This window comes from Ruegeria sp. CDSA021 (assembly GCF_059612325.1).
Genome location: NZ_JBXWQJ010000015.1, coordinates 62,879 through 81,672 on the forward strand (window position 1 = coordinate 62,879; position 18,794 = coordinate 81,672).

Consider the following 18,794-nt stretch of genomic DNA (forward strand, 5'->3'; position numbering starts at 1 on the left):
TGCAATGGTCAGGAGAACGCCCGCTTCATCCCTTTGGTCATGGGTTTTTCGATCAATGAAAAAACCAGACACCCTGCAGCCACACTGCTTGCTAGGCACAAGATGGACAGAACGTCACCATTCACAGGTCTGAGGACAATCGAGGACACTTTATAAAAAGCGGGAATGGTGAGTATCTGGACAAGGTAGATGCTGTAGGATGCATCCCCGAGATAAACCAAAAACCGATTTGAAATCTGCGTCGCAAACAGCAGCCCAAAAACGATAAAGAACGACGGTACACCCCAGATAATGACACGGTTTGTTGGGTCAACCTCAAGTTCACTCGACAGGGAGGCACATAAAAGAAGCATCCCGAAAACAAATATCAAGACCCCTGTCTTTTCCCTGATTTCAAACCCTTTGTTGTAAAAATACGCGACAGCCATCCCAAACAGGAACTCAAGCGATATAAAATCACCGGACGCCAGAGACACCCCGGCCAGAACCAGGCTGACAACTAGGAAAACATGGACCCACGACCTCAAGAAGAGAGACAGCCCAAAAACAAAATAAAAGAGCATTTCCCATTCCAGGGTCCACCCAACATACACAATCGGCGGCTCACCGAGCACCAGAAGCGAAGAAAACAGAAGCGATGACAATATGATGGTTCCTGAAAGTTCCATGGACCTGAAGATCCCGGGAACTGCGTAATAAACCGCCACAACAAAAAGTGTGATCAGCCAGTAAATTGGCACGATCCTTAGAATTCTCGATTTCAAGAAAGCGCCTGTGTGCCGCTTTTTCTGCATTTGAGTGTGCAGCATGACAAAGCCGGATATCACGAAAAAAATATCGACCCCATTTGCACCCCACCCGGCCAGGAAGGATAAATAATCGGTGCTTTGCCCATATGTTGATGCCGTCTTGATGACATGGAGGAAAACCACATTTATGGCAGCGAAGGCTCGTAAGGCTTGAATATTATTGATCATCTGTTTCGAGTATATTTCCCGGATAAAATTCTGATCGAACTGGAACGTCACGGATTGAAATGCTGTGACTGCCTCGCCCCTCAGCATTCACTGATTCAAGAGTTATCTTTCCTCCAAGCGACAAATCGATGGCGGCGAATCCTGTCGCCAATGAACGGTCCCATTTCGGCGGTGGACCCCCTGTCCGATGGGCAAGAACCCCGCTGAAAGAATGCCGCGTTCCGACGACAGATTACTGTCACTGCAATCAATATAAATACGCGTGGTCCCCTCTTCTGCCAGCGTGCGGCACACATGCTTCAGAATTTCCACATAATACCCCTGGCCCCGCATATCAGGAACGGTAAAGCAATGAGAGATCAGAGCGCAGTGCTCGGTCATCGGGAAAAAATATACGTTCACGTTTTGCCCGAAGCGGGTTTGCGCAATGGTTGCCGGAACCCCGTCGGAAAACCCGATCCAGACGGACATACCCGCGTTCAGGTCGCCTTGAACATCCCAGTGGATCTTGTCCTGATTGCGCTTCAGAAAGTCTTTGCTTTGATCATCAAGACCGGACCAACTGCGAAAGCACTGCACGGTCAACGTGTTTGACATGCTGTCGATCTGCCGGGCCTTGCCGCCACTCATGGCGAAGAGCAACCTATGCTGTCCGACGACACGATCCCTGAAAAGCATCCACATTGTCTTTAATCCGCCAACAATCTCCCCCCGACGAAAGGACCGCAAGACAAGGTTGAGTCGGTGGAAGGATGCCATCAAACGCGCCTGCCTGATTTCGTCATCCGGACGGCAACAGAACCGGATTTTCTTTCGACTTCAAGAAGCACAGGCTGCATTCCCTGCGATCTCCCGGAAAAACCAGCGCCTGAGAAAATACGCCCCACCAACAGTGAACAGGTTGATAAAAATCCATTTTCCAGCGCTTTGACGACCAAATGCACAGACGCCCCAAGAGAGACGGCTCTTTTGAAGTCAGACGTTTTCGGATCGATTTCTGAATCCTGCATGGAACCACCAAAACATCTGCGCTTTGCCCGCACACAAAGTGTTTCCACCCTATCTCGCATTTTGAACGCCTCGCCTCGCCCTTTCATTCTTGTATGAACCTTCCTCAATTGGTGCGGGATGTATAGTGCTCTGTATCCTCAACTTGATGAGCATCCGACCATCTTTTCAGACCAACCGCGGCGCGCGCATCTGGCTGGTCATATGGCCCACTTCAAAAATGCCGCTATTCCCGATGCGCACCCTGAGGTACTTAGTAACGGTGAAAAGACACTGAAAGTCGGAATTTTGCACACCCACGCGAAACTTTTTGAGCCCAGGTTAAAATCATGATCACCTGTACCCAAACGCAGGGGAAAAGGTACGCGTTATGACGCCGTTAAACATGAGCACCCCCACATTTCTGTCTCGGGGGGCCGCCCAGGACCAAAGCGCTCCGACGTTGAGTGTCATTGTGCCCATGTTCAATGAGGAAGATGTTCTGCCGTTTTTGTTCGAGCGTTTGGAGCAGTGCCTGGGTCAGCTTGGGGAAAGCTATGAGATCATCTGCGTCAATGATGGCAGCACGGATGCAACCGCCAGGCTTCTGGCCGCCGCGCATGAACGCGACGATCGTATCAAGGTGTTGAATTTTTCGCGCAATTTCGGCAAGGAAATCGCATTGACGGCCGGGCTGGATGTTGCTGCGGGCAAAGCCGTTGTTCCCATAGACGCGGATCTGCAGGATCCGCCTGAACTGATCAAAGCATTCCTTGAAAAGTGGCGTGAAGGGTTCGATGTCGTCTACGCCGTCCGGCGTCACCGCGACAGCGATACCGCGATGAAACGCTGGTCGGCCCTGAAATTCTATCAGGTCATCAATCGGCTTTCGGGCGTGCCTATCCCTTCCAATACCGGTGATTTTCGCCTTATGGACCGGCGTGTGGTTCGGGCTGTTGTTCAACTCCGCGAGCACAACCGCTTTATGAAAGGGCTTTTTGCCTGGGTCGGGTTTCGGCACACCGAGGTAACATATGACCGTCCTGAACGCACCGCGGGGCAAACCAAGTTCAACTATTGGCGCCTTTGGAACTTTGCACTGGACGGCATTACCGGTTTCAGCACCGTACCGCTGAGGATTGCAGGCTATATCGGCATGCTGACGGCATTGGCCGCGATTATCTACGGCGTTTTCCTGGCCTCGCGCACCCTTATTTACGGGGTGGATGTGCCCGGCTATGCATCATTGATGGTTGCATTGCTGCTGATTGGCGGCCTGCAGCTTGTCGTGCTGGGCGTGATCGGGGAGTATCTGGGGCGGCTTTATACAGAAGCCCAGAAACGCCCACTTTATATTGTCGAAAGCAGCCTCGGTCTGGATGATCAGCCCCATTGATTCGCCGGTAGGCAAACCGGCACCCCCTCGGCTATTGTTTCGGCAGGCAGGGATGGGCAACCCGATACAGCCACCGCCCTAAAACAGGCACCAGAAGGCGCGCATGGATGATTAAGGCCTGATATCAGGTTCGAAAAGCTCTGCGCTGGCCCGCAATCTTTCAATTTTCAAAGTTTGTTCATAATCCTTCAGGACCTCACGCCGTACATCGGTGATAACGGATTGCCCCACATCGGGCCATGTGACCAGCCAGACCCGAGCGTCAGGATTACGCCGCAAGGCCGCTCCATGATCCGCAACGATGAATTTCGCATCATTGATGTAGTAGAATAGCGGCGTATCGGTCCAATCCCGATCCCTCAGAAAAACCAGATCATCGGGCAGCATTTCAGGTAGCATGGACTTCACAATTCCCTGATAGTCATTGGGAGAGCCCGGCTTACCAGCGGCGTAAGGTATGCTGGCCGCAAACACCAAGACACACAGGCCAATCGAAGCCAGCCTGAAACGGTGGTCCTGAAATACCCGAACTGCGCCGGCCGCGCAAAGGATCAGCAGATAAGGCACGAAAAGCAGAAAGGCCCTGGGGGCCAGGATGGAAACTTTGTAGGACGCTGCAAACAGGATCAGCGGAGAGACAACCGCAACAAGCCACAAAAGCAATGTCCGTTCCTGAGGATAGTGCAGTGTGTTTGAGGGCAGCCTGGGCACAACCGCACCCCATATGGCGCCCAGAACAGGAATGAGCAGCGCCAGAAAGGGTAAAACAGACATCGCCATCAGCGCTTCGCTCCTGCGATGGGCGATTGAGCCGAGCCAGAACATGAAGCAGGCCGAACAACCCGCAGCCAGCCCCAAAACCCATATCGGGATCTTACGCTCTGGAACCACCACCGGCGCTTCGCGTTTGGGGGCTTTCAGGCTGGTCGCCAAAAGCAGCAGGGCAAAACCCAGAACAAACCAGGTCCAAACCGGCCCGATGTGCAGCGGCGGGACTGCAAAATCATCTTTTGCAAACAGAAATCCAAAAGAGAAATACTCGATCAGAAAGTCAGGAGAAGGATCAGGAGCCGCTCCTTTACGCGCACGATAAACCGCATGGGTCAGTGCCGGGGCAGACAGGATAAAGGCAAGCGCCTGCACTTGAAATAGCCGAGGGGCCTGCCGCAAACCGATCCGGCGCCAAAACCGCAGGCCATCCACGTTTGTCCGGGGCAAGACCAGAGCCGCCCAGAACACATGGATCATGATAAGGGGCCAGAACAGCTCAACCGTCAGAACCCCCGCCATAACCGAAAGGACATAAGCGATCTCAAGGCCCGGGCGCGGTTCGCGCGTTCTGACAAGACACAGTAAAAACCAGGTCGCCAGCAATGACAGGAAGGCCCCAGCGACATACATGCGGGCCATCTGGCTCCAGAACACATGAAACCCATGAAGCGACAACAGCAGCGCGGCCAGGCATCCCACAGTCGATCCAAAGATATTGCGGGCGATCAGGAAAATCAGTGGAATCGAGCCTAAAGCGAACAAAACTCCTGGGGATCGCACGGCAAAATGGGACGTGCCGAACGCTTTGGTCCAGCCCAGCATGGACACATACCAGCCCATGGGATGCGGTTCATCGTGGAAATGCCACCAGATGGTTTCAGCCAGGTTATGGCGCGGCGGCGGTTCGGATATCCCGGAAACCAGATCGATGCCAGGGACATAGATTTCCGGATGGGACATACTGCGCAGATCAATTCCCCAGAGCCGCAATATCAGCGTCAGCAAAACCGCAACCGTCAAGGCAAGCAGGACGGCACCTGTGCGATACTCGCGTCTGTTGGGAAAAACAGAACCTTTTTCGGATGTCGTCATGAGATTCTTGTCTCTTACTGCGCGTTATAACCGCCGGAGGAACACAATCGTCCCGGTAGAAATGTCGAGGTCTCGTCACGAGATAAATCAGCTTTTAGTTCACCACGATGCGACCAAAACAGTCAATTCGGGCTAAGTCTGTTTCACAGCTCTCTCGACCGAGATGTATTTGCACCGGATTGAAACATAATTGCACATAGCTGGAAATTGTTTCGTTAAACTGCGATCATCAGCAGAATAAGTTCCTGATGATCCAAAAATTGATATGAGTGATAAGAAATGAAATCTCTGTCGTATTCTCGGCACAGGTAGAGCCGGTTTTGCAAAATTCCGCAGGGCGCTTAGGACATAAACGTTAATGGTATTGAGTACATAGTTGGATGGGTAGGCTTTCTTTTGACACTTTGGCGGGAGTGACAGGTGTTATTTTAGGGCTGCTTTTGCCAGTCGGTCTGTTGACCTGGGTGTTGCGCGGTGCCGATGCGGCGGCCGATCCGGCCTTTACCCAGGGGGTTTGGCTGTTCAAGGCCGGTCTCATCATCATAGGGGCATATCTTCTTTTACTGCGGCTTCTGCCGATTGGCCGTCCGCTATCTCCACAGCGCCCCGAGGTTTCCCCCGCCAGTACGGCCCAGACATTGATCTTTGGCCTTCTGCTGATTTGCGCCGCGGCTTTACGGTTTTACCGACTTGATACCGGCATCTGGTATGATGAAATTCTGACATCTGTAAATTACATGCCCCTCACAATCGGGCAGATCGTCAGCACCTATCACGATGCCAACAACCATGTCCTGTTTTCGGTGCTGGCGCGCCTGTCTTTGTCGGTCTTCGGTGACAGTGTCTGGGCCTTGAGATTGCCCGCAGTCGGTTTTGGCATTGCTGGCATTGCCGCTATTTACTTTTTTGCCCGCCGCGTCGGCCCGACTCGTGAGGCTCTGTTTGCGGCGGCACTACTGGCGTTTTCCTATCACCACATCTGGTTCAGCCAAAATGCACGTGGTTACACCGCATTGCTGTTCTTTGCCCTGCTCTCCAGCACCTGGTTTCTGGACGCCATGCGCCAGGGGAGCCCCCGCAAATGGGGATTGTATTGCCTTGCCGTCGTCCTGGGGGCGTATGCGCACCCTACCATGGGGCTGATGGTGCTTGCGCATTTTGCCATCTGGGGCGCAGCCTGGTTCCGGCAAAATGAAGACGACAAGCGCTACCGCTGGAACGGATTGTTTTGTGGTTTCATCCCGGTAGGTCTGTTCACGTTTCAGGTCTATGCGCTGGTCCTGCCCAGTATGGTTGGCGGCGCGCTGCTGAATTCCGGACTGAAGGGAAAGGAGAATGAGTGGACCAACCCCTTGTGGGCGCTGGCGGAATTGTTCAGCAGCCTGCAGATCGGGCTGGCCAGTGCCGGCGTCGTTATGGCTGCAGGTCTTGTCTTTGCGATCGGCGTTATCAGCTTTGTCCGAACGCGACCAGCCGTTGTGGCGTTGTTTCTGATCCCGGTTGGGGTCGGGTTCATGGTGATGACCAGCATCGGGTATACTCTGTTTCCACGGTTTTTCTTTTTCAACTTTGGATTTGCAATCCTCATTGTGATCCGCGGGGCCTTTGTGACTGGCCAGCTGGCGGCGCACGTAGCGCGATTGCCCGCACCGGCCACGAAATGGCTGCCGACGCTGTTGTGCTCGGGTATCTTGGCCGTATCTCTCCTGTCCCTCCGGCACGTGTACCTGCCAAAGCAGGATTTCGATGGCGCCATCAATCTGATTGAACGCAGCCGTCAGCCCGAAGACACGGTGCTTGCCGTCGGGATCGCAGGATTTCCGTTCAATGAGTACTATGGCAAGGGATGGAATGTCATCGAAACAACCGATGACCTGAACCGTCTCGCCTCGCGTTTCGGCAGAACCTGGCTTGTCTATACGATGCCTGTACACGCCCGAACCACATATCCGGGGATACTGGAAAGGATCAAAAAAGAATATTCTACGGCTGCACGGTTCCGGGGCTCGCTGGGAGGTGGGGACATTGTGGTCCACGTTGAAGAGCCCTCCAAAGCACCTGGCACAGAGAATGGCACAAATACTGTGAAGGATAACGATTGACATGTGCGGAATATGCGGAATCCTGCGGGTCGACCCGACGGCCTATCAACCCGAAGAAGGGCTGATCACAGAAATGGCGACAACATTGGCCCATCGCGGGCCCAATGATGATGGCACCTGGCTGGATGAAGATGTTGCGCTGGGTTTCCGGCGCCTCTCGGTGATCGACCTGTCTTATGCCGGCCACCAGCCAATGACCAACGAAGACGGCACTGTGGTGATCGTCTTCAATGGCGAAATCTACAATTTTCAGGAGTTGAAAGAGAAACACTGCCTTGAAGAGCGCGGTCATGTCTTCAAATCGCGCACGGATACCGAGGTCCTGATTCACCTTTACGAGGAGATTGGCCTCGACATGATCCCGGAACTCAACGGGATGTTTGCAATTGCGATCTGGGATACCCGCAGCAGGTCATTGCATCTGGCACGCGACCGCTATGGGATCAAACCATTCTTCTACCAGAAAGATAATGACTATTTTCGGTTTGGCTCCGAGATCAAGGCGATCATTGCCGATAGCCGGGTTGTGCGGAAACCATCGATGCAGGCCCTGCATGATTTTCTGACCTTCAACTACATCCCTGGAACCCAGACAGCCTTTGACGGTATTTCCGAAATACCGCCGGGGCATCACATGACTGTCACCCGTGACGGCACAATCTCGATACGGCGGTACTGGGATCTGAGCTTCCATGTCGATCCCGGTATGACCGAAGCACAGGCGATTCAAAAGTCTTATGAACTCATGGACAAGGCTTTGCAGCGCCGTCTGGTCGCGGATGTGCCGATTGGCGTGTTCCTGTCGGGAGGGCTGGATTCCAGTACCCTGGTCGCACTCATGCACAAACATGTGGATGAGCCGATCCACACCTATTCCGTCGGCTTCGAAGATCAAAGCTTCAATGAGCTGCCCTATGCCCGAATTGTGGCCGAAAAGTTCAACACCAAGCATCGTGAAGTAACCGTCACCGCCGATATGGTGCGGGACATGCTACCAAAATATCTGAGCTTCACCGATGAGCCATATGGCGACGGGTCTGCAATACCGACGTATTTCATCAGCGAACTGGCCAAGGATGAGGTGGTTGTCGTTCTATCGGGCGAAGGCGGTGACGAGGTCTTCGCCGGCTATGACACCCATGCGGCTTACAACATGTATAAACAGGCCCGAAAGATACCCGGGTTCATTCGGAATGGCGTGATGAAACCGCTGGTGAACTGTTTGCCCGTGTCAGACAAGAAACTCAGCTTCGAATTCAAGGCCAAGCGGTTTCTGGGCGGGCTGGACCTGCCCCCTGAAGAAGCCCATCTTTGGTGGCGGATTGTCCTGGGCGAAGCTGAAAAACTGGACCTTTACGCAGATGGTGTGGCCGAAACCGAGACCTTGCAGCCTTCAGTGCGACATTTTCAGGCGGCCTACGAACATTGCGGCGCGGAAGAGACCCTGTCACGTCTGATGTATATCGATTCAACCATCTTCCTGCCCGACGATCTGATGATCAAGAATGACCGGATGACCATGGCGCATTCTCTTGAGGCCCGGGTGCCCTTTACCGACCCGGAGCTGACCGGGTTCATGGCCACAGTCCCCTCACATCTGAAAATGAAGAACCGGCGCAAGAAACATCTCATGCGGCGGGCAATGGAAAACGATCTGCCCGACAGCATTCTCAACAAAAAGAAGGTCGGGCTTGAAATGCCCTATTCCCGCTGGCTCAAGACCGAGCTGAAGGATCTGATGATGCGCTATCTCGGGCCCGAGAATATTCAGCGTACAGGCCTGTTTCGGGTTCAGGCGGTGCAGACACTGATCAACGACCATCTGAGCGGGAAACGGGACAATGGCCGCCCGCTCTGGGGTCTTTTGAACTACATGATGTGGTACGAGCTTTACATCGATGCCTAATCCGGTTTGCGAAACACCCAGAGTGTCGAAATCACATAGCTGGTAACAAAAGATGCCCCGATCGCAATCAGAAGGATGACCCAGAACGGCAAGGTTGTCACATATCCCAGAGCCGCCACCACAGCGAGGCGGGCCAGCAAAGATGACAGAACCGCCATCAGGTATTTGCCATATCCCTGGAGCGAGATTGTGCCTTTGTCGGTGTGCTCATAGCTGAAGATATTATGCCCGCAGTAATTGACAAATGAGCCCAGCACAAAGCCGCATATCGAGGCAAAAACATAAGGGGCCGCAAAAGTCAGAACGAGCAAAAGCGCCAACAGGTAATCCGCAATCGTACCCAGAACGCTGATACTGAGAAACCTGAGGAGCAGGCGCTTATCTTTGAGCTCTGAAATCATGGCTTTAAAGCTTCAAAATGGTCATTGGCTGGAGATAACGGGGCAAAATGGTTTCCGTTTAAATAACTATCAAGAACAAAGTTAATCCGATGGAAATCTGAGAACGATGTATTGCTCAAATCTCCCTCGTTTAGCTCTTAGGACGTATGACAGGATAAGGTGGTTGTGTTACAAAATAAAATCTTAACTCACTATCTGGCTTTAAACAGGGCCTGGGCGGGGCCTTTGTGCTTGCAAACGAAACACTCATCCCTTCAGAGCCGGTATGTGTCATAAACCCAAGCGACCCATGCTTTGAAAGCGTTCCAGGTCGGCCAGACAACCATACACGCTTCTTATACTACAGACTGAGGCGACAATCCGACCCCGACCTGTATCGTCCTGTTTGCAAACCGGATATTCCGCGCCACATCGTCACGGGGATGCAAGCACCCAGGGCACGCAGGCAGTTTGGAGCCTTTGTACCTGAGAGCTAAAGTGCTAACCTTCTTGATGATTGCGGGACTGTTGCCCCGCTGTACAGTACTTATGTGAGTTGAAGATTGAGGTGATAATCACAATGCGTATTTTAGTTCTTTTATCCGCGTTCCTTATCATCCCGACGACCGCACTGGCATATATCGGACCAGGGGCTGGGTTGGGCGCAATCGGCACGCTGATCGCACTGGTCGGAGCCGTGCTGCTCGCGATTATCGGGTTCGTGTGGTACCCGGTCAAACGCATGATACGAAGGCGGAAACCTGTCAGCGGGACATCCGACAACGACCCGAAGTCGAACACGTGATCATAGCTGTCGGATTGACCGCCGTAGCTGCCTTTGTGCTGGCTCTGGTCGCGTTACGCCTCATACCGACAGCAATATCAGCAATCAATATTGCATCTGGTGCTGTTGCAGCCATGCGCGACCCCAGTCTGGACGAAGAAGCACGTGAAACTGCCGTACAACGTGCATCGCTGCGCCTATTCGGTTGTTTCGGACAGATACTCTGGCGGTTTCTGACTATCCTCGCCATCAGCACAGCCCCAATCCTGACAGCGAATGCCCTAGGGCTTGCCGATACTGAAGCCGTCACCACCTGGCTTCTGCGGTGGGATGTGATCATCATCCTGTCTGTCTCTTTGATAGCACTTTGGTATTTGAAGGGACGGGTGTGGACTTTGAAGTAAGATACAGCCGGTCTGAACGGATATTTCACCGGTTAGCCTTTGCGGGCCCATCGGTCCAAATGGTCGCAGCCGATATAGAAGACAGCACGCTGGCTCGAAAATTCGCAAGCGCCAATGATCGCAACCCCGTGCTTATTACATCGCTGGCCCGTGCCGGAACAACACTGGCACTAGAGATTCTGTCCCAACATCCGGATCTGGCCTCTCATACCTATCGTGACATGCCGTTCGTTCTGGCACCGATTTTCTGGGACCGATTCTTTGGGCGCTTCCGTCAAGAGGGTGAAACCCGCGAACGAGCTCATGGCGATGGGGTGCAAATTGGGTTCGACAGTCCCGAAAGCTTTGAAGAGGTGTTCTGGAAAGCGCATTGGCCCGATCACTATCGACACACAAAGCGGATTCCATTGTGGCAACCACATCATCACGATACAGAGGCGACCGAATTTTTTCGCAAGCACATGCAAAAGATCGTGTCCCTCCGGCACCCCGAAAACAGTACTGTGGCGCGCTATGTCTCGAAGAACAACGCCAACATCGCACGTATCGATCTTTTGATAGAGATGCTGCCCGACGCTCATATTCTGGTTATTCTGCGTCACCCACTGGACCACGCGGCTTCGCTTTTGCGTCAACATAGAAATTTTGCCATGCAACAGGCCGCAGATCCGTTTGTCACACGGTATATGGCAGATATCGGCCATTTCGAGTTTGGGGAACTGCACCGCCCATTCGGATTTCCCGGGCTGTCAGAACGCGCAACACCAGACGCGCATGATTATTGGCTGGCCTATTGGATCGCCGCATTCCAACATGTCGAAGAACGGTACGAACATGTTCAGATATTACCCTATGAGGCGCTTTGTTCCGATCCCGGGCCGGTCCTGCAACAACTGTGCCTAGCGCTGGATCTGGATCCTGATGGATTATCCGGAGCGACCGATCTGATCCACCCACTGACACGTAAAACCGACCCCGGACAGTTTTCACCGGGACTGGTCGCGGAGGCCGAGGCGATCTATGCCGCGCTTGCCACGCGCTCCGGCTACCCGCAGGCGTCTGGCAATCAGGAACAGACCCAGACGGACCGGTCGACATAATCCAAAGGATAGCGCCGGGCCTCTTCTACAACCGCAGCCGAGCGGGTTCCGGCCACAAACACCATGGACCAGACAAGCTCTCCGTCCGGAGTGATCTCGAAAACACGGCCAGACATGCTTTCGGCCACAAGGATATTCCCGTTGGGCAAAATCTGGTGTGTGCCCATTATGAAGCTGAAAAACAGCTGATCCTCTGTTTTCGGATAAATCGTCTCGGTCAGACCGGTGGCAGGATCAAAGCGAAGAATACGTGCCCCGGCGAAATCGCGCCCAGGCACCATGGCGCCACCGCCATTATCAAAAACCGTGATAGTCCCGTCCGGCGCGATGTCCGGATCATGCTGCTGTACCCATGGTCCGTGCTGCATCCAGACGATCTTGCCACTGGCTTTGTTAAGCACAGCCAGCGCGTTGAGATTGCGCATGGACAGCAGTAAGTCGCCGGCTTCCGAACCAGGAATGCGCGTACTCAATGCAGGAGTGACAACTTCGATATCATTGAGATGTACGGGATCTAGACCTTCCGGATTGAGCCCGTAGATGATGTCAAACTCCTGTTTCCCAGCCAGCCAGTCGATTGTCGGCTCAAGGATCGGGATATCTTCGACAACGCGCCCCTCCGGATCAATCCGCAGGGCTGAATCGGCATAATAATTGTCGGAATTCAGGATCGCCTCGACTGAGGCGCCCGGAAGCATGTATTCTGGAGCCACCGTTGAAGGATCGCGCTTATTTGGAATCCAGTAGCTCCCATCCGGGTTTTCCGTGATCGAGTGGTGGGTCATCTGATCAACGGTCCAGACAACATCACCACAAGGGCCAAGACGTACGGTGCCACGTTCTGCGAAATTGATGAGGACAGACCCGTCTTCCTGTAGAGCAATTCCTTGCGTGTGATATCCCCCTGACCCTTGGGGGATTGCGCTGGCAGGCACGATATGGGTCGGATCAGGCCAGATAGCGTGAAAATCCAGCGGCCACTCACGCAGAAGCGTACCATCTGCATCGTAGACCCGTGCCTGCATGCCTTCGTCGAACATGCCCTGAATAACCGTAAGCCCAGCCCAACTGCGTTCAGGGTCATACTTTACCAAACCAACGCCTTCATACCGGCGCGGCATCCACCGGGGGTCGCGATACCACGGGCCGCGGATCAACTCCTCTGCCGTATCCTTGGCCTCGCGGATCAAGGCCGTCGGTGGCAGGTTCAGAACCGCGGCCGAAACGCCCGCAAGAAAAACGAGTATCGCACCACTTGCCAGAAAAATGACAAGCCCCAATACATTCCTACTCTTCACCACAAGATACTCCCGCTAATTAACTTTATAGAATATTTCCTTCAAAGGGCGTGCATCCTTCACATCATATGCGATCATCCACGCAGTTTCGAACGCTGATAACTTGTGCTCGATCCGCAAGGCCGAGAACGGCAGGTCAGCCGTCTCGACAAATCGATGGCAAAGGCCGTTCATCTCGGTAGCTTTGGCTTGCCAGTGAAACTGATTGGATCTGACCCAGCGCCCTGCTTCATCCAGTTGAGTTGCAACAATCTGACCAGTACCAAGATCGATATCAGCGCAAGTCCGGCCGATCAGAACGGCCGTCCTGTCGGAATAACAAAGTGCGCCAGTCACATCACCGCCTAATGGGAAACAGGTAGATTGCGCCGGCAAGGGCGTCAAATCTTCAAAACAGACAAAGAGTGTACCCTCAGCCATAAAAACAGCCTCTTCTGCGGGGAACCCCATACACGCCTGCGGCGGTGTCAGAACCGACCCGGCATAGTCGGTCGCACCATAACGAACCTGAAAAATAGAGTTCATATCCACCCCGCGGTGAAACACACTTGGTGTTTGAAAACTGCCAAACTTTAGAGGCGGAGATAAAGGCTCACCGGCTGAACGGATCGGCGTGGTCATAACATCGAACCCATCCAGCAACCGGGCTCGCTCGACAATCGCTTCCGCCAATTCAATGTCCCGTTCCGCCGTTTGGTTAAACAAGGACCAGATATGTGACGAGGCAACCGCCTGACTTACGCCAAACACAAGGATCAACATCATCGCCCCAACCAGCGCCGGGCGGGACACAGGCGTCACTTCCATCCCCTGCACGATAACCGTGGCCGAAGCCAACACAACCCCGGCAAGGATAAACCCAACAAACCCGATGCTGCGCCCGATCAGATAGGGTTCCGGATAAAGAAACCAGATCAGAACCGGCAAGATGAAAAGCGCGCCCAATCCCCCGACGAGCACGCGTAATCCGCCCATCCACCCTCCTCCGGCAAGCCTGCGCGCAGCAAAGACAGCTACCGCCGCCGCGACAAAAACCAAGATGCAGGCTGTGGCTGAAATCAACAAGAACAGGCGGCGATAAAAGGACGGCACCCCCAGAAGCCCACCGCTATGTATGAGCTTCTCAATCCGGTAGAAAGCCGACAGCTTATCGGCAAATACCGCAGCATCTATGCCACCCGAGAAACGAAAATTTGCATCGAGATTCAGAGCGTAAATCGTAATGTCACGCTGCAGCTGATACAGGACCAGAGCTGCACCTGAGACGATCAGGACGCTCAACAGACAGAACAGGCATTGCCTGTGGTTGAACCGATCAACCCGGATCAGAACCAGAGCCGGAATAAGAAACCCCAGCAAAACATAACTTTGATAAAAGCCAATGGATATGGCCATCAATTCTGCGGCGACGGCCATTCGCAGGATCAGCCCAGAACGCGACCGCATGCCCGTGGGCTCAATCAGTACCATGGCCCCGACTGATGCAAGAAGACCAAGACAAAACCACGGTGCCAGCGTCTGATAGTGCAAAAGCTCCGTCAGATAGACATGCGAAGACCCGGCCAGAAAAACCGCCAGGATGGCAGCGACGACGATGACTGGCCCTGTCAGCGCAATAGCCCCACGGGCAATCAGAACGGAAACCCCGAACAAAGCCGCAAAAACGATGAAGATAAGGATGGCAATCGGCGCGCCCTGTTCAAAAAAAACCTCGTGCGCCCAATGCGTCGCCCAGCGGCCATGAACTTCCGCGAATACACGCTCAAGACCCGCTGCGAACCGCCATTCATCCGGATTGAAACCAGATCGAGCGATGCCGGACCCGGCAGTAGGCAGAAAAAAAAGGGCAGCAATGATCGCTGATGCAAACAGAAGCCGTGCCGGTATCCTGACATCGGTCATGAGGAAATCCAATTAGGCAGCACACAAACCAATGTCACCCGACAACACCTTTCTTCGACGTCCATCTTTGCTATTAATAAACTTCCTGTCTTTTGTCATCCGAGGCTCTGGAGACGAGCATTAAAGGAAATCATCGTTTCTAAAATGCACACGATTGCTCTGACATTTTCATTTTACCTGGTATTTGAAGTCAATAACATTAATCGGCGCGCGAATTTGAAAGAGTTATTGTAACAATGATCAAAGTGCAAAATTCGGATGCGGAAATACGGATGGAACAGGCCATCGTCAGCTTGTCAATCGTGGTGCCCTGCTTCAATGAAGAAGCGGTCCTACCGGAGCTCATTCACCGGATCAGCGCCGTAGCCGAAACATGTGTGGGATCATCTTGGGAACTCATCCTGGTCGATGACGGGTCCACCGATCGCACACAGAACATGATTACAGAACTTGCGGAAACCAAGCTCAATATCCGTGCAATTATCTTGTCTCGAAACCACGGGCATCAGAAAGCGCTTTCAGCCGGACTGACGTATGTACGCGGTACAAATATTTTGGTGTTGGACGCGGACCTACAAGATCCCCCCGAACTTTTGCCTGAGATGTTGGAGCTGATACAGAACGGGGCTGATGTCGTTTACGGGCAACGTCGACAACGAGCGGGAGAAACGGTGGCCAAACGAACAACCGCAGCTGCGTTTTATCGCCTGCTGGATCGACTGACCGATGTTGATATTCCCGTCGATACCGGAGATTTCCGCCTAATGTCCCGAACAGTGGTCGACTACCTGAACGCTATGCCGGAAGAAGACCGCTTTATTCGCGGAATGGTCAGTTGGTTAGGGTTTCGGCAAGTACCATTGCTGTATGACCGGGCTGAACGCTTTGCCGGGGAAACCAAGTACCCATTCAAAAAAATGCTGCGCCTGGCCGTCGATGCTATCACCGGATTTTCCATTGTTCCGCTACGGCTAGCAACATGGTTGGCCCTTCTGACCACCATACTGGGATTGGTATTAATCGTCTGGGTCCTATTTAAATGGTTTACCGGGGATGTCGTCTCGGGCTGGTCCTCGGTGATGGTCGTGGTGCTGATGGTAAGCTCAGTTCAACTTCTGACAATTGGTATTCTTGGCGAATATATTGGCAGGCTCTACCTGCAAAGCAAACGGCGCCCCCGCTTTGTGGTAAAGCGCGTCATTTCCGGTTCGGACGAACGCTCGTGAAGCCCGTTGATCTGAGAAGTGTTATGTCCTTCGGGATTGTCGGTATCCTCGCCACGATAACCCACGCTCTTGTTGCCATTGCATTGATTGACGCCTGGAGCCTGCATCCGTTCTCAGCCAATGCATTTGGCTTTGTAACAGGGTTTATGGTGTCTTATTTCGGCCATCACCGCTTCAGCTTTCAATCCGAGGCCGGCCACAGGCAGGCCATGCCACGGTTTCTGGCGATTGCCGGCTTTGGTCTGTTTCTCAACCAGGTGATCGTCTACCTCATGGTCAACTTGGGGGGGGTGAACTATTTTCTGGCTCTTTGCGTGATTATCTTAACGGTTCCGGCAATCACGTATCTGACATCCCGTCGATGGGCTTTCGCCAAGCCATCTTCATGAAGATGGTTTTGGATACCCCGCTTGGGTATTGCCAAGTTGTTGGCGTCAGCTTGTTAAGGATTGGTGAGTGTTAGATCATGCCGCCATTTCGGCGGTGTATTCAGTCCAGAGGCTGAACGCATCAGAGCGGGCGTGGCGGTATGAAGTTGCGTTCAGTTGATAGCGGCGAGGACGGAAGAGCAAGTTGATCTGGTCATGTGCGGCCAAAAACCTCTGAGCCTGCCGGTGGGATTTGAATTTGCCGAAGATCTTCTCTCGTTTACGCGTCGGCCGGTGCGACACTTCGATCGCGTTGTTCAAGCCCTTGTGGGCGCGATGGTCAGCGTCCGGAGACAGTGTTTTGACCGGCTTGAAATAGCTGCGCAATTTGTCAGTTATGACCACCCTCGGCTCGCCAAACTGTGAAATCAATCTTTGGAAAAAGCGCTTTGCTGCTTTGGCATTGCGGCGTGTTTGCACGAGAATATCGAGGACGTCTCCATCCGCGTCGATCGCGCGCCACAGCCAATGCTTCTTGCCACGGATCGTGATCACGACTTCATCCATGTGCCACTTATCGTTCGGCCGAGGTCGATCCCGGCGGATGCAATTTGCAAAGTGTTGACCAAAGCGATTGACCCACAACCGGATCGCTTCTCGGCTAACAATCACGCCCCGCGCGGCCAACAGGTCTTCAACATCAGCCGTGCTCAGCGCTAACCGGTGGTACGCCCAGGCAGCGTACGCAATTATCTCGCGAGGATAACGGAAGCCCTTCAGGCGCGGCATATCAATCGGAATGTTCATAGGGCTGACATACCTTTATCAAACCCAGTCAACAACTTGGCAATACCCAACTGACAGCAGAAGGCACGCTCGATTGGGGTGGTGGGGTGTAAGTTTGCAGCCTCTGTCACCGAAGTATCGCAACTGGCTTTTACGGGTCGGCGGATCCTTAGTTGCCCTGTTCTTGCTTTTCTGGCTGCTTTCCGATGAACAGGTCCTGACCGCCTTCCGATCTGTCTATCTGTCAACTTTCTTCATTGTGGTTGGCCTGTTCATCATGGCACTATGTCGGTGCGGCGCTGAAATGGCGGTATCTGCTGGATGGCGGGTTGCCTGTATCGACAGCCATTCGGGCGCATTTTGCCGGGCTGGCCGCCAACCTGTGCCTGCCCGGTGCAATTGGAGGCGACGCGGTCCGGGCCGCTGTGGCATACCGCTCGATCGGAGACGCCCCCAGAATCGTAAGTGTGGCCGCTGTTGACCATTTCCGCCATTGGCATCGTATATGCGTCGGGCCGGTCGGGGGAGCGGCAATTGCTTTTGCTGACAGGCTTATCGCTGGCGCTGGTTTTCATCTGCCTCGTCATGTTGTCAAAGCTGGTGGATCTGGTCTGGCGGATCTTCCCTAGCCTTCTCGGGCGATCTGTCGCAGAAAAACTCGCTGGGCATTTCTCATCCATTTCGCGGCAGCCCAAACGGCTTTTGGTGGTCTTCCTGTCATCTGTCACCATTCAAACCGCGCTGGTGCTCATGTCCTGGTGGCTGGGCAAGGCGGCAGGCATTGGTACCGATGTCGGGCCCTGGCTGTTCGCACGGCCGCTGGCCAAGATCATCGCCGTTCTGCCAGTCACACTGAACGGGCTGGGTATGCGCGAGGGGGTACTGGCATCAATGCTTTTCCCGTTCGGGGCTGACGCGGCGGCGATCGTCGCTGCCGGTCTGGTCTGGCAGGCCGTCATGTTTACGGTCGGCGGGATCGGCGCGGTCTTTCTCTTCATCACCAACCGGATCGACCCGGCGGCGCAGGAAAGCTGGGCCGCAACAAAAGATCAGCAGCCCGGGTGACAGGCCATTTAAAGACGCCACATCCCGCATTTGAAGATGAAGCGGTTTGACTTGCTCCCAAAAGCGCCCCTCGGTTTAAAGTAGGGTTTGCTCACCCCTTCAAAGGAGCAAGCCAAATGCGATCACCGCAGGTCGAATTCGTTGCGATACCTTTGAACAATCTCAGAGTTCGCAAACGAAGCCTGAGTGCAACTCCAGACCCCCGGTCCGCGCTCAACACCTATTCCGCACTCAGCCGGAGTCACCTACT

At 53.7% G+C, this 18,794-nt stretch carries 16 protein-coding genes and 1 pseudogene; 9 read left to right on the top strand and 8 right to left on the bottom strand.

Features of this window, described 5'->3' with window-relative positions:
* Positions 1-8 precede the first annotated feature (8 nt).
* The 3 genes from AC2FLD_RS18065 to AC2FLD_RS18075 form a co-directional block, all read right to left on the bottom strand.
* Entirely contained in the window at positions 9-977 is a 969-nt protein-coding gene (locus AC2FLD_RS18065) for an acyltransferase family protein (RefSeq protein ID WP_299901095.1), read from the bottom strand.
* Positions 978-1,079: 102 nt separating this feature from the next.
* Positions 1,080-1,655 carry a GNAT family N-acetyltransferase gene (locus AC2FLD_RS18070; protein ID WP_496671978.1) on the bottom strand — a complete coding sequence of 192 codons (576 nt, stop codon included), beginning with the start codon at positions 1,653-1,655 and terminating at the stop codon, positions 1,080-1,082.
* Between the two features lie 80 nt (positions 1,656-1,735).
* Positions 1,736-1,987, bottom strand: a complete 252-nt coding sequence (locus AC2FLD_RS18075; RefSeq protein WP_496671981.1) for a hypothetical protein — start codon at positions 1,985-1,987, stop codon at positions 1,736-1,738.
* 383 nt (positions 1,988-2,370) lie between these two features.
* Here AC2FLD_RS18075 and AC2FLD_RS18080 point away from each other — a divergent pair, with 383 nt between their 5' ends.
* Positions 2,371-3,360, top strand: a complete 990-nt coding sequence (locus tag AC2FLD_RS18080; RefSeq protein WP_496671984.1) for a glycosyltransferase family 2 protein — start codon at positions 2,371-2,373, stop codon at positions 3,358-3,360.
* 111 nt (positions 3,361-3,471) lie between these two features.
* Here the strand turns inward: AC2FLD_RS18080 and AC2FLD_RS18085 are convergent, their stop codons facing one another.
* Entirely contained in the window at positions 3,472-5,223 is a 1,752-nt protein-coding gene (locus AC2FLD_RS18085; RefSeq protein WP_496671986.1) for a glycosyltransferase family 39 protein, read from the bottom strand.
* Between the two features lie 380 nt (positions 5,224-5,603).
* Between AC2FLD_RS18085 and AC2FLD_RS18090 the strand changes: the two genes are divergently transcribed.
* Both AC2FLD_RS18090 and asnB read left to right on the top strand, forming a co-directional pair.
* A complete protein-coding gene (locus AC2FLD_RS18090; RefSeq protein ID WP_496671989.1) occupies positions 5,604-7,325 on the top strand; it encodes a glycosyltransferase family 39 protein in 1,722 nt (573 codons plus the stop codon).
* Between the two features lies 1 nt (position 7,326).
* Positions 7,327-9,231: an asparagine synthase (glutamine-hydrolyzing) gene (asnB, locus tag AC2FLD_RS18095; RefSeq protein ID WP_496671992.1), complete on the top strand. Its 1,905-nt coding sequence runs from the start codon at positions 7,327-7,329 to the stop codon at positions 9,229-9,231.
* Here asnB and AC2FLD_RS18100 read toward each other — a convergent pair.
* A complete protein-coding gene (locus AC2FLD_RS18100; RefSeq protein WP_496671995.1) occupies positions 9,228-9,632 on the bottom strand; it encodes a GtrA family protein in 405 nt (134 codons plus the stop codon). The two genes, asnB and AC2FLD_RS18100, sit on opposite strands and share 4 nt — an antisense overlap.
* A gap of 559 nt (positions 9,633-10,191) precedes the next feature.
* On the opposite strand from AC2FLD_RS18100, the gene AC2FLD_RS18105 reads away from it, so the two are divergent.
* The 3 genes from AC2FLD_RS18105 to AC2FLD_RS18115 are packed head-to-tail and all read left to right on the top strand — an operon-like array spanning position 10,192 to position 11,899.
* Entirely contained in the window at positions 10,192-10,416 is a 225-nt protein-coding gene (locus AC2FLD_RS18105; protein WP_496671998.1) for a hypothetical protein, read from the top strand.
* Positions 10,413-10,799 carry a hypothetical protein gene (locus tag AC2FLD_RS18110; protein ID WP_496672001.1) on the top strand — a complete coding sequence of 129 codons (387 nt, stop codon included), beginning with the start codon at positions 10,413-10,415 and terminating at the stop codon, positions 10,797-10,799. The genes AC2FLD_RS18105 and AC2FLD_RS18110 overlap by 4 nt, the downstream gene beginning before the upstream one ends.
* Positions 10,784-11,899 (top strand): sulfotransferase family protein, encoded by a 1,116-nt coding sequence (locus AC2FLD_RS18115; RefSeq protein WP_496672004.1) that lies wholly within the window; start codon positions 10,784-10,786, stop codon positions 11,897-11,899. Before AC2FLD_RS18110 ends, AC2FLD_RS18115 begins: the two co-directional genes overlap by 16 nt.
* Here AC2FLD_RS18115 and AC2FLD_RS18120 read toward each other — a convergent pair.
* Together AC2FLD_RS18120 and AC2FLD_RS18125 are read right to left on the bottom strand one after the other, a co-directional pair.
* Positions 11,866-13,197, bottom strand: coding sequence for an arylsulfotransferase family protein (locus AC2FLD_RS18120; RefSeq protein ID WP_496672007.1), 1,332 nt, complete (start codon positions 13,195-13,197; stop codon positions 11,866-11,868). The genes AC2FLD_RS18115 and AC2FLD_RS18120 overlap by 34 nt on opposite strands.
* Positions 13,198-13,212: 15 nt before the next feature.
* Positions 13,213-15,099, bottom strand: a complete 1,887-nt coding sequence (locus AC2FLD_RS18125; RefSeq protein WP_496672010.1) for a hypothetical protein — start codon at positions 15,097-15,099, stop codon at positions 13,213-13,215.
* 236 nt (positions 15,100-15,335) lie between these two features.
* Here AC2FLD_RS18125 and AC2FLD_RS18130 point away from each other — a divergent pair, with 236 nt between their 5' ends.
* Together AC2FLD_RS18130 and AC2FLD_RS18135 are read left to right on the top strand one after the other, a co-directional pair.
* Positions 15,336-16,325 carry a glycosyltransferase family 2 protein gene (locus tag AC2FLD_RS18130; RefSeq protein ID WP_496672013.1) on the top strand — a complete coding sequence of 330 codons (990 nt, stop codon included), beginning with the start codon at positions 15,336-15,338 and terminating at the stop codon, positions 16,323-16,325.
* On the top strand, positions 16,322-16,714 hold the full coding sequence (locus AC2FLD_RS18135; RefSeq protein ID WP_496672016.1) for a GtrA family protein: 393 nt from the start codon (positions 16,322-16,324) through the stop codon (positions 16,712-16,714). Before AC2FLD_RS18130 ends, AC2FLD_RS18135 begins: the two co-directional genes overlap by 4 nt.
* A gap of 75 nt (positions 16,715-16,789) precedes the next feature.
* Here the strand turns inward: AC2FLD_RS18135 and AC2FLD_RS18140 are convergent, their stop codons facing one another.
* Positions 16,790-17,500: an IS6 family transposase gene (locus AC2FLD_RS18140; RefSeq protein ID WP_496672019.1), complete on the bottom strand. Its 711-nt coding sequence runs from the start codon at positions 17,498-17,500 to the stop codon at positions 16,790-16,792.
* 242 nt (positions 17,501-17,742) lie between these two features.
* Here AC2FLD_RS18140 and AC2FLD_RS18145 point away from each other — a divergent pair.
* A pseudogene (locus AC2FLD_RS18145) lies at positions 17,743-18,544 on the top strand (lysylphosphatidylglycerol synthase transmembrane domain-containing protein).
* Positions 18,545-18,794 lie beyond the last annotated feature (250 nt).

Excerpts from the sequence above, each read along its gene's own strand:
- AC2FLD_RS18080 (WP_496671984.1), top strand. The coding sequence starts at position 2,371 with ATGAGCACCCCCACATTTCTGTCTCGGGGGGCCGCCCAGGACCAAAGC.
- AC2FLD_RS18125 (WP_496672010.1), bottom strand. The coding sequence starts at position 15,099 with ATGACCGATGTCAGGATACCGGCACGGCTTCTGTTTGCATCAGCGATC.
- AC2FLD_RS18075 (WP_496671981.1), bottom strand. The coding sequence starts at position 1,987 with ATGCAGGATTCAGAAATCGATCCGAAAACGTCTGACTTCAAAAGAGCC.
- AC2FLD_RS18100 (WP_496671995.1), bottom strand. The coding sequence starts at position 9,632 with ATGATTTCAGAGCTCAAAGATAAGCGCCTGCTCCTCAGGTTTCTCAGT.
- AC2FLD_RS18130 (WP_496672013.1), top strand. The coding sequence starts at position 15,336 with ATGATCAAAGTGCAAAATTCGGATGCGGAAATACGGATGGAACAGGCC.
- asnB (WP_496671992.1), top strand. The coding sequence starts at position 7,327 with ATGTGCGGAATATGCGGAATCCTGCGGGTCGACCCGACGGCCTATCAA.
- AC2FLD_RS18065 (WP_299901095.1), bottom strand. The coding sequence starts at position 977 with ATGATCAATAATATTCAAGCCTTACGAGCCTTCGCTGCCATAAATGTG.
- AC2FLD_RS18070 (WP_496671978.1), bottom strand. The coding sequence starts at position 1,655 with ATGCTTTTCAGGGATCGTGTCGTCGGACAGCATAGGTTGCTCTTCGCC.
- AC2FLD_RS18090 (WP_496671989.1), top strand. The coding sequence starts at position 5,604 with ATGGGTAGGCTTTCTTTTGACACTTTGGCGGGAGTGACAGGTGTTATT.
- AC2FLD_RS18085 (WP_496671986.1), bottom strand. The coding sequence starts at position 5,223 with ATGACGACATCCGAAAAAGGTTCTGTTTTTCCCAACAGACGCGAGTAT.
- AC2FLD_RS18140 (WP_496672019.1), bottom strand. The coding sequence starts at position 17,500 with ATGAACATTCCGATTGATATGCCGCGCCTGAAGGGCTTCCGTTATCCT.
- AC2FLD_RS18105 (WP_496671998.1), top strand. The coding sequence starts at position 10,192 with ATGCGTATTTTAGTTCTTTTATCCGCGTTCCTTATCATCCCGACGACC.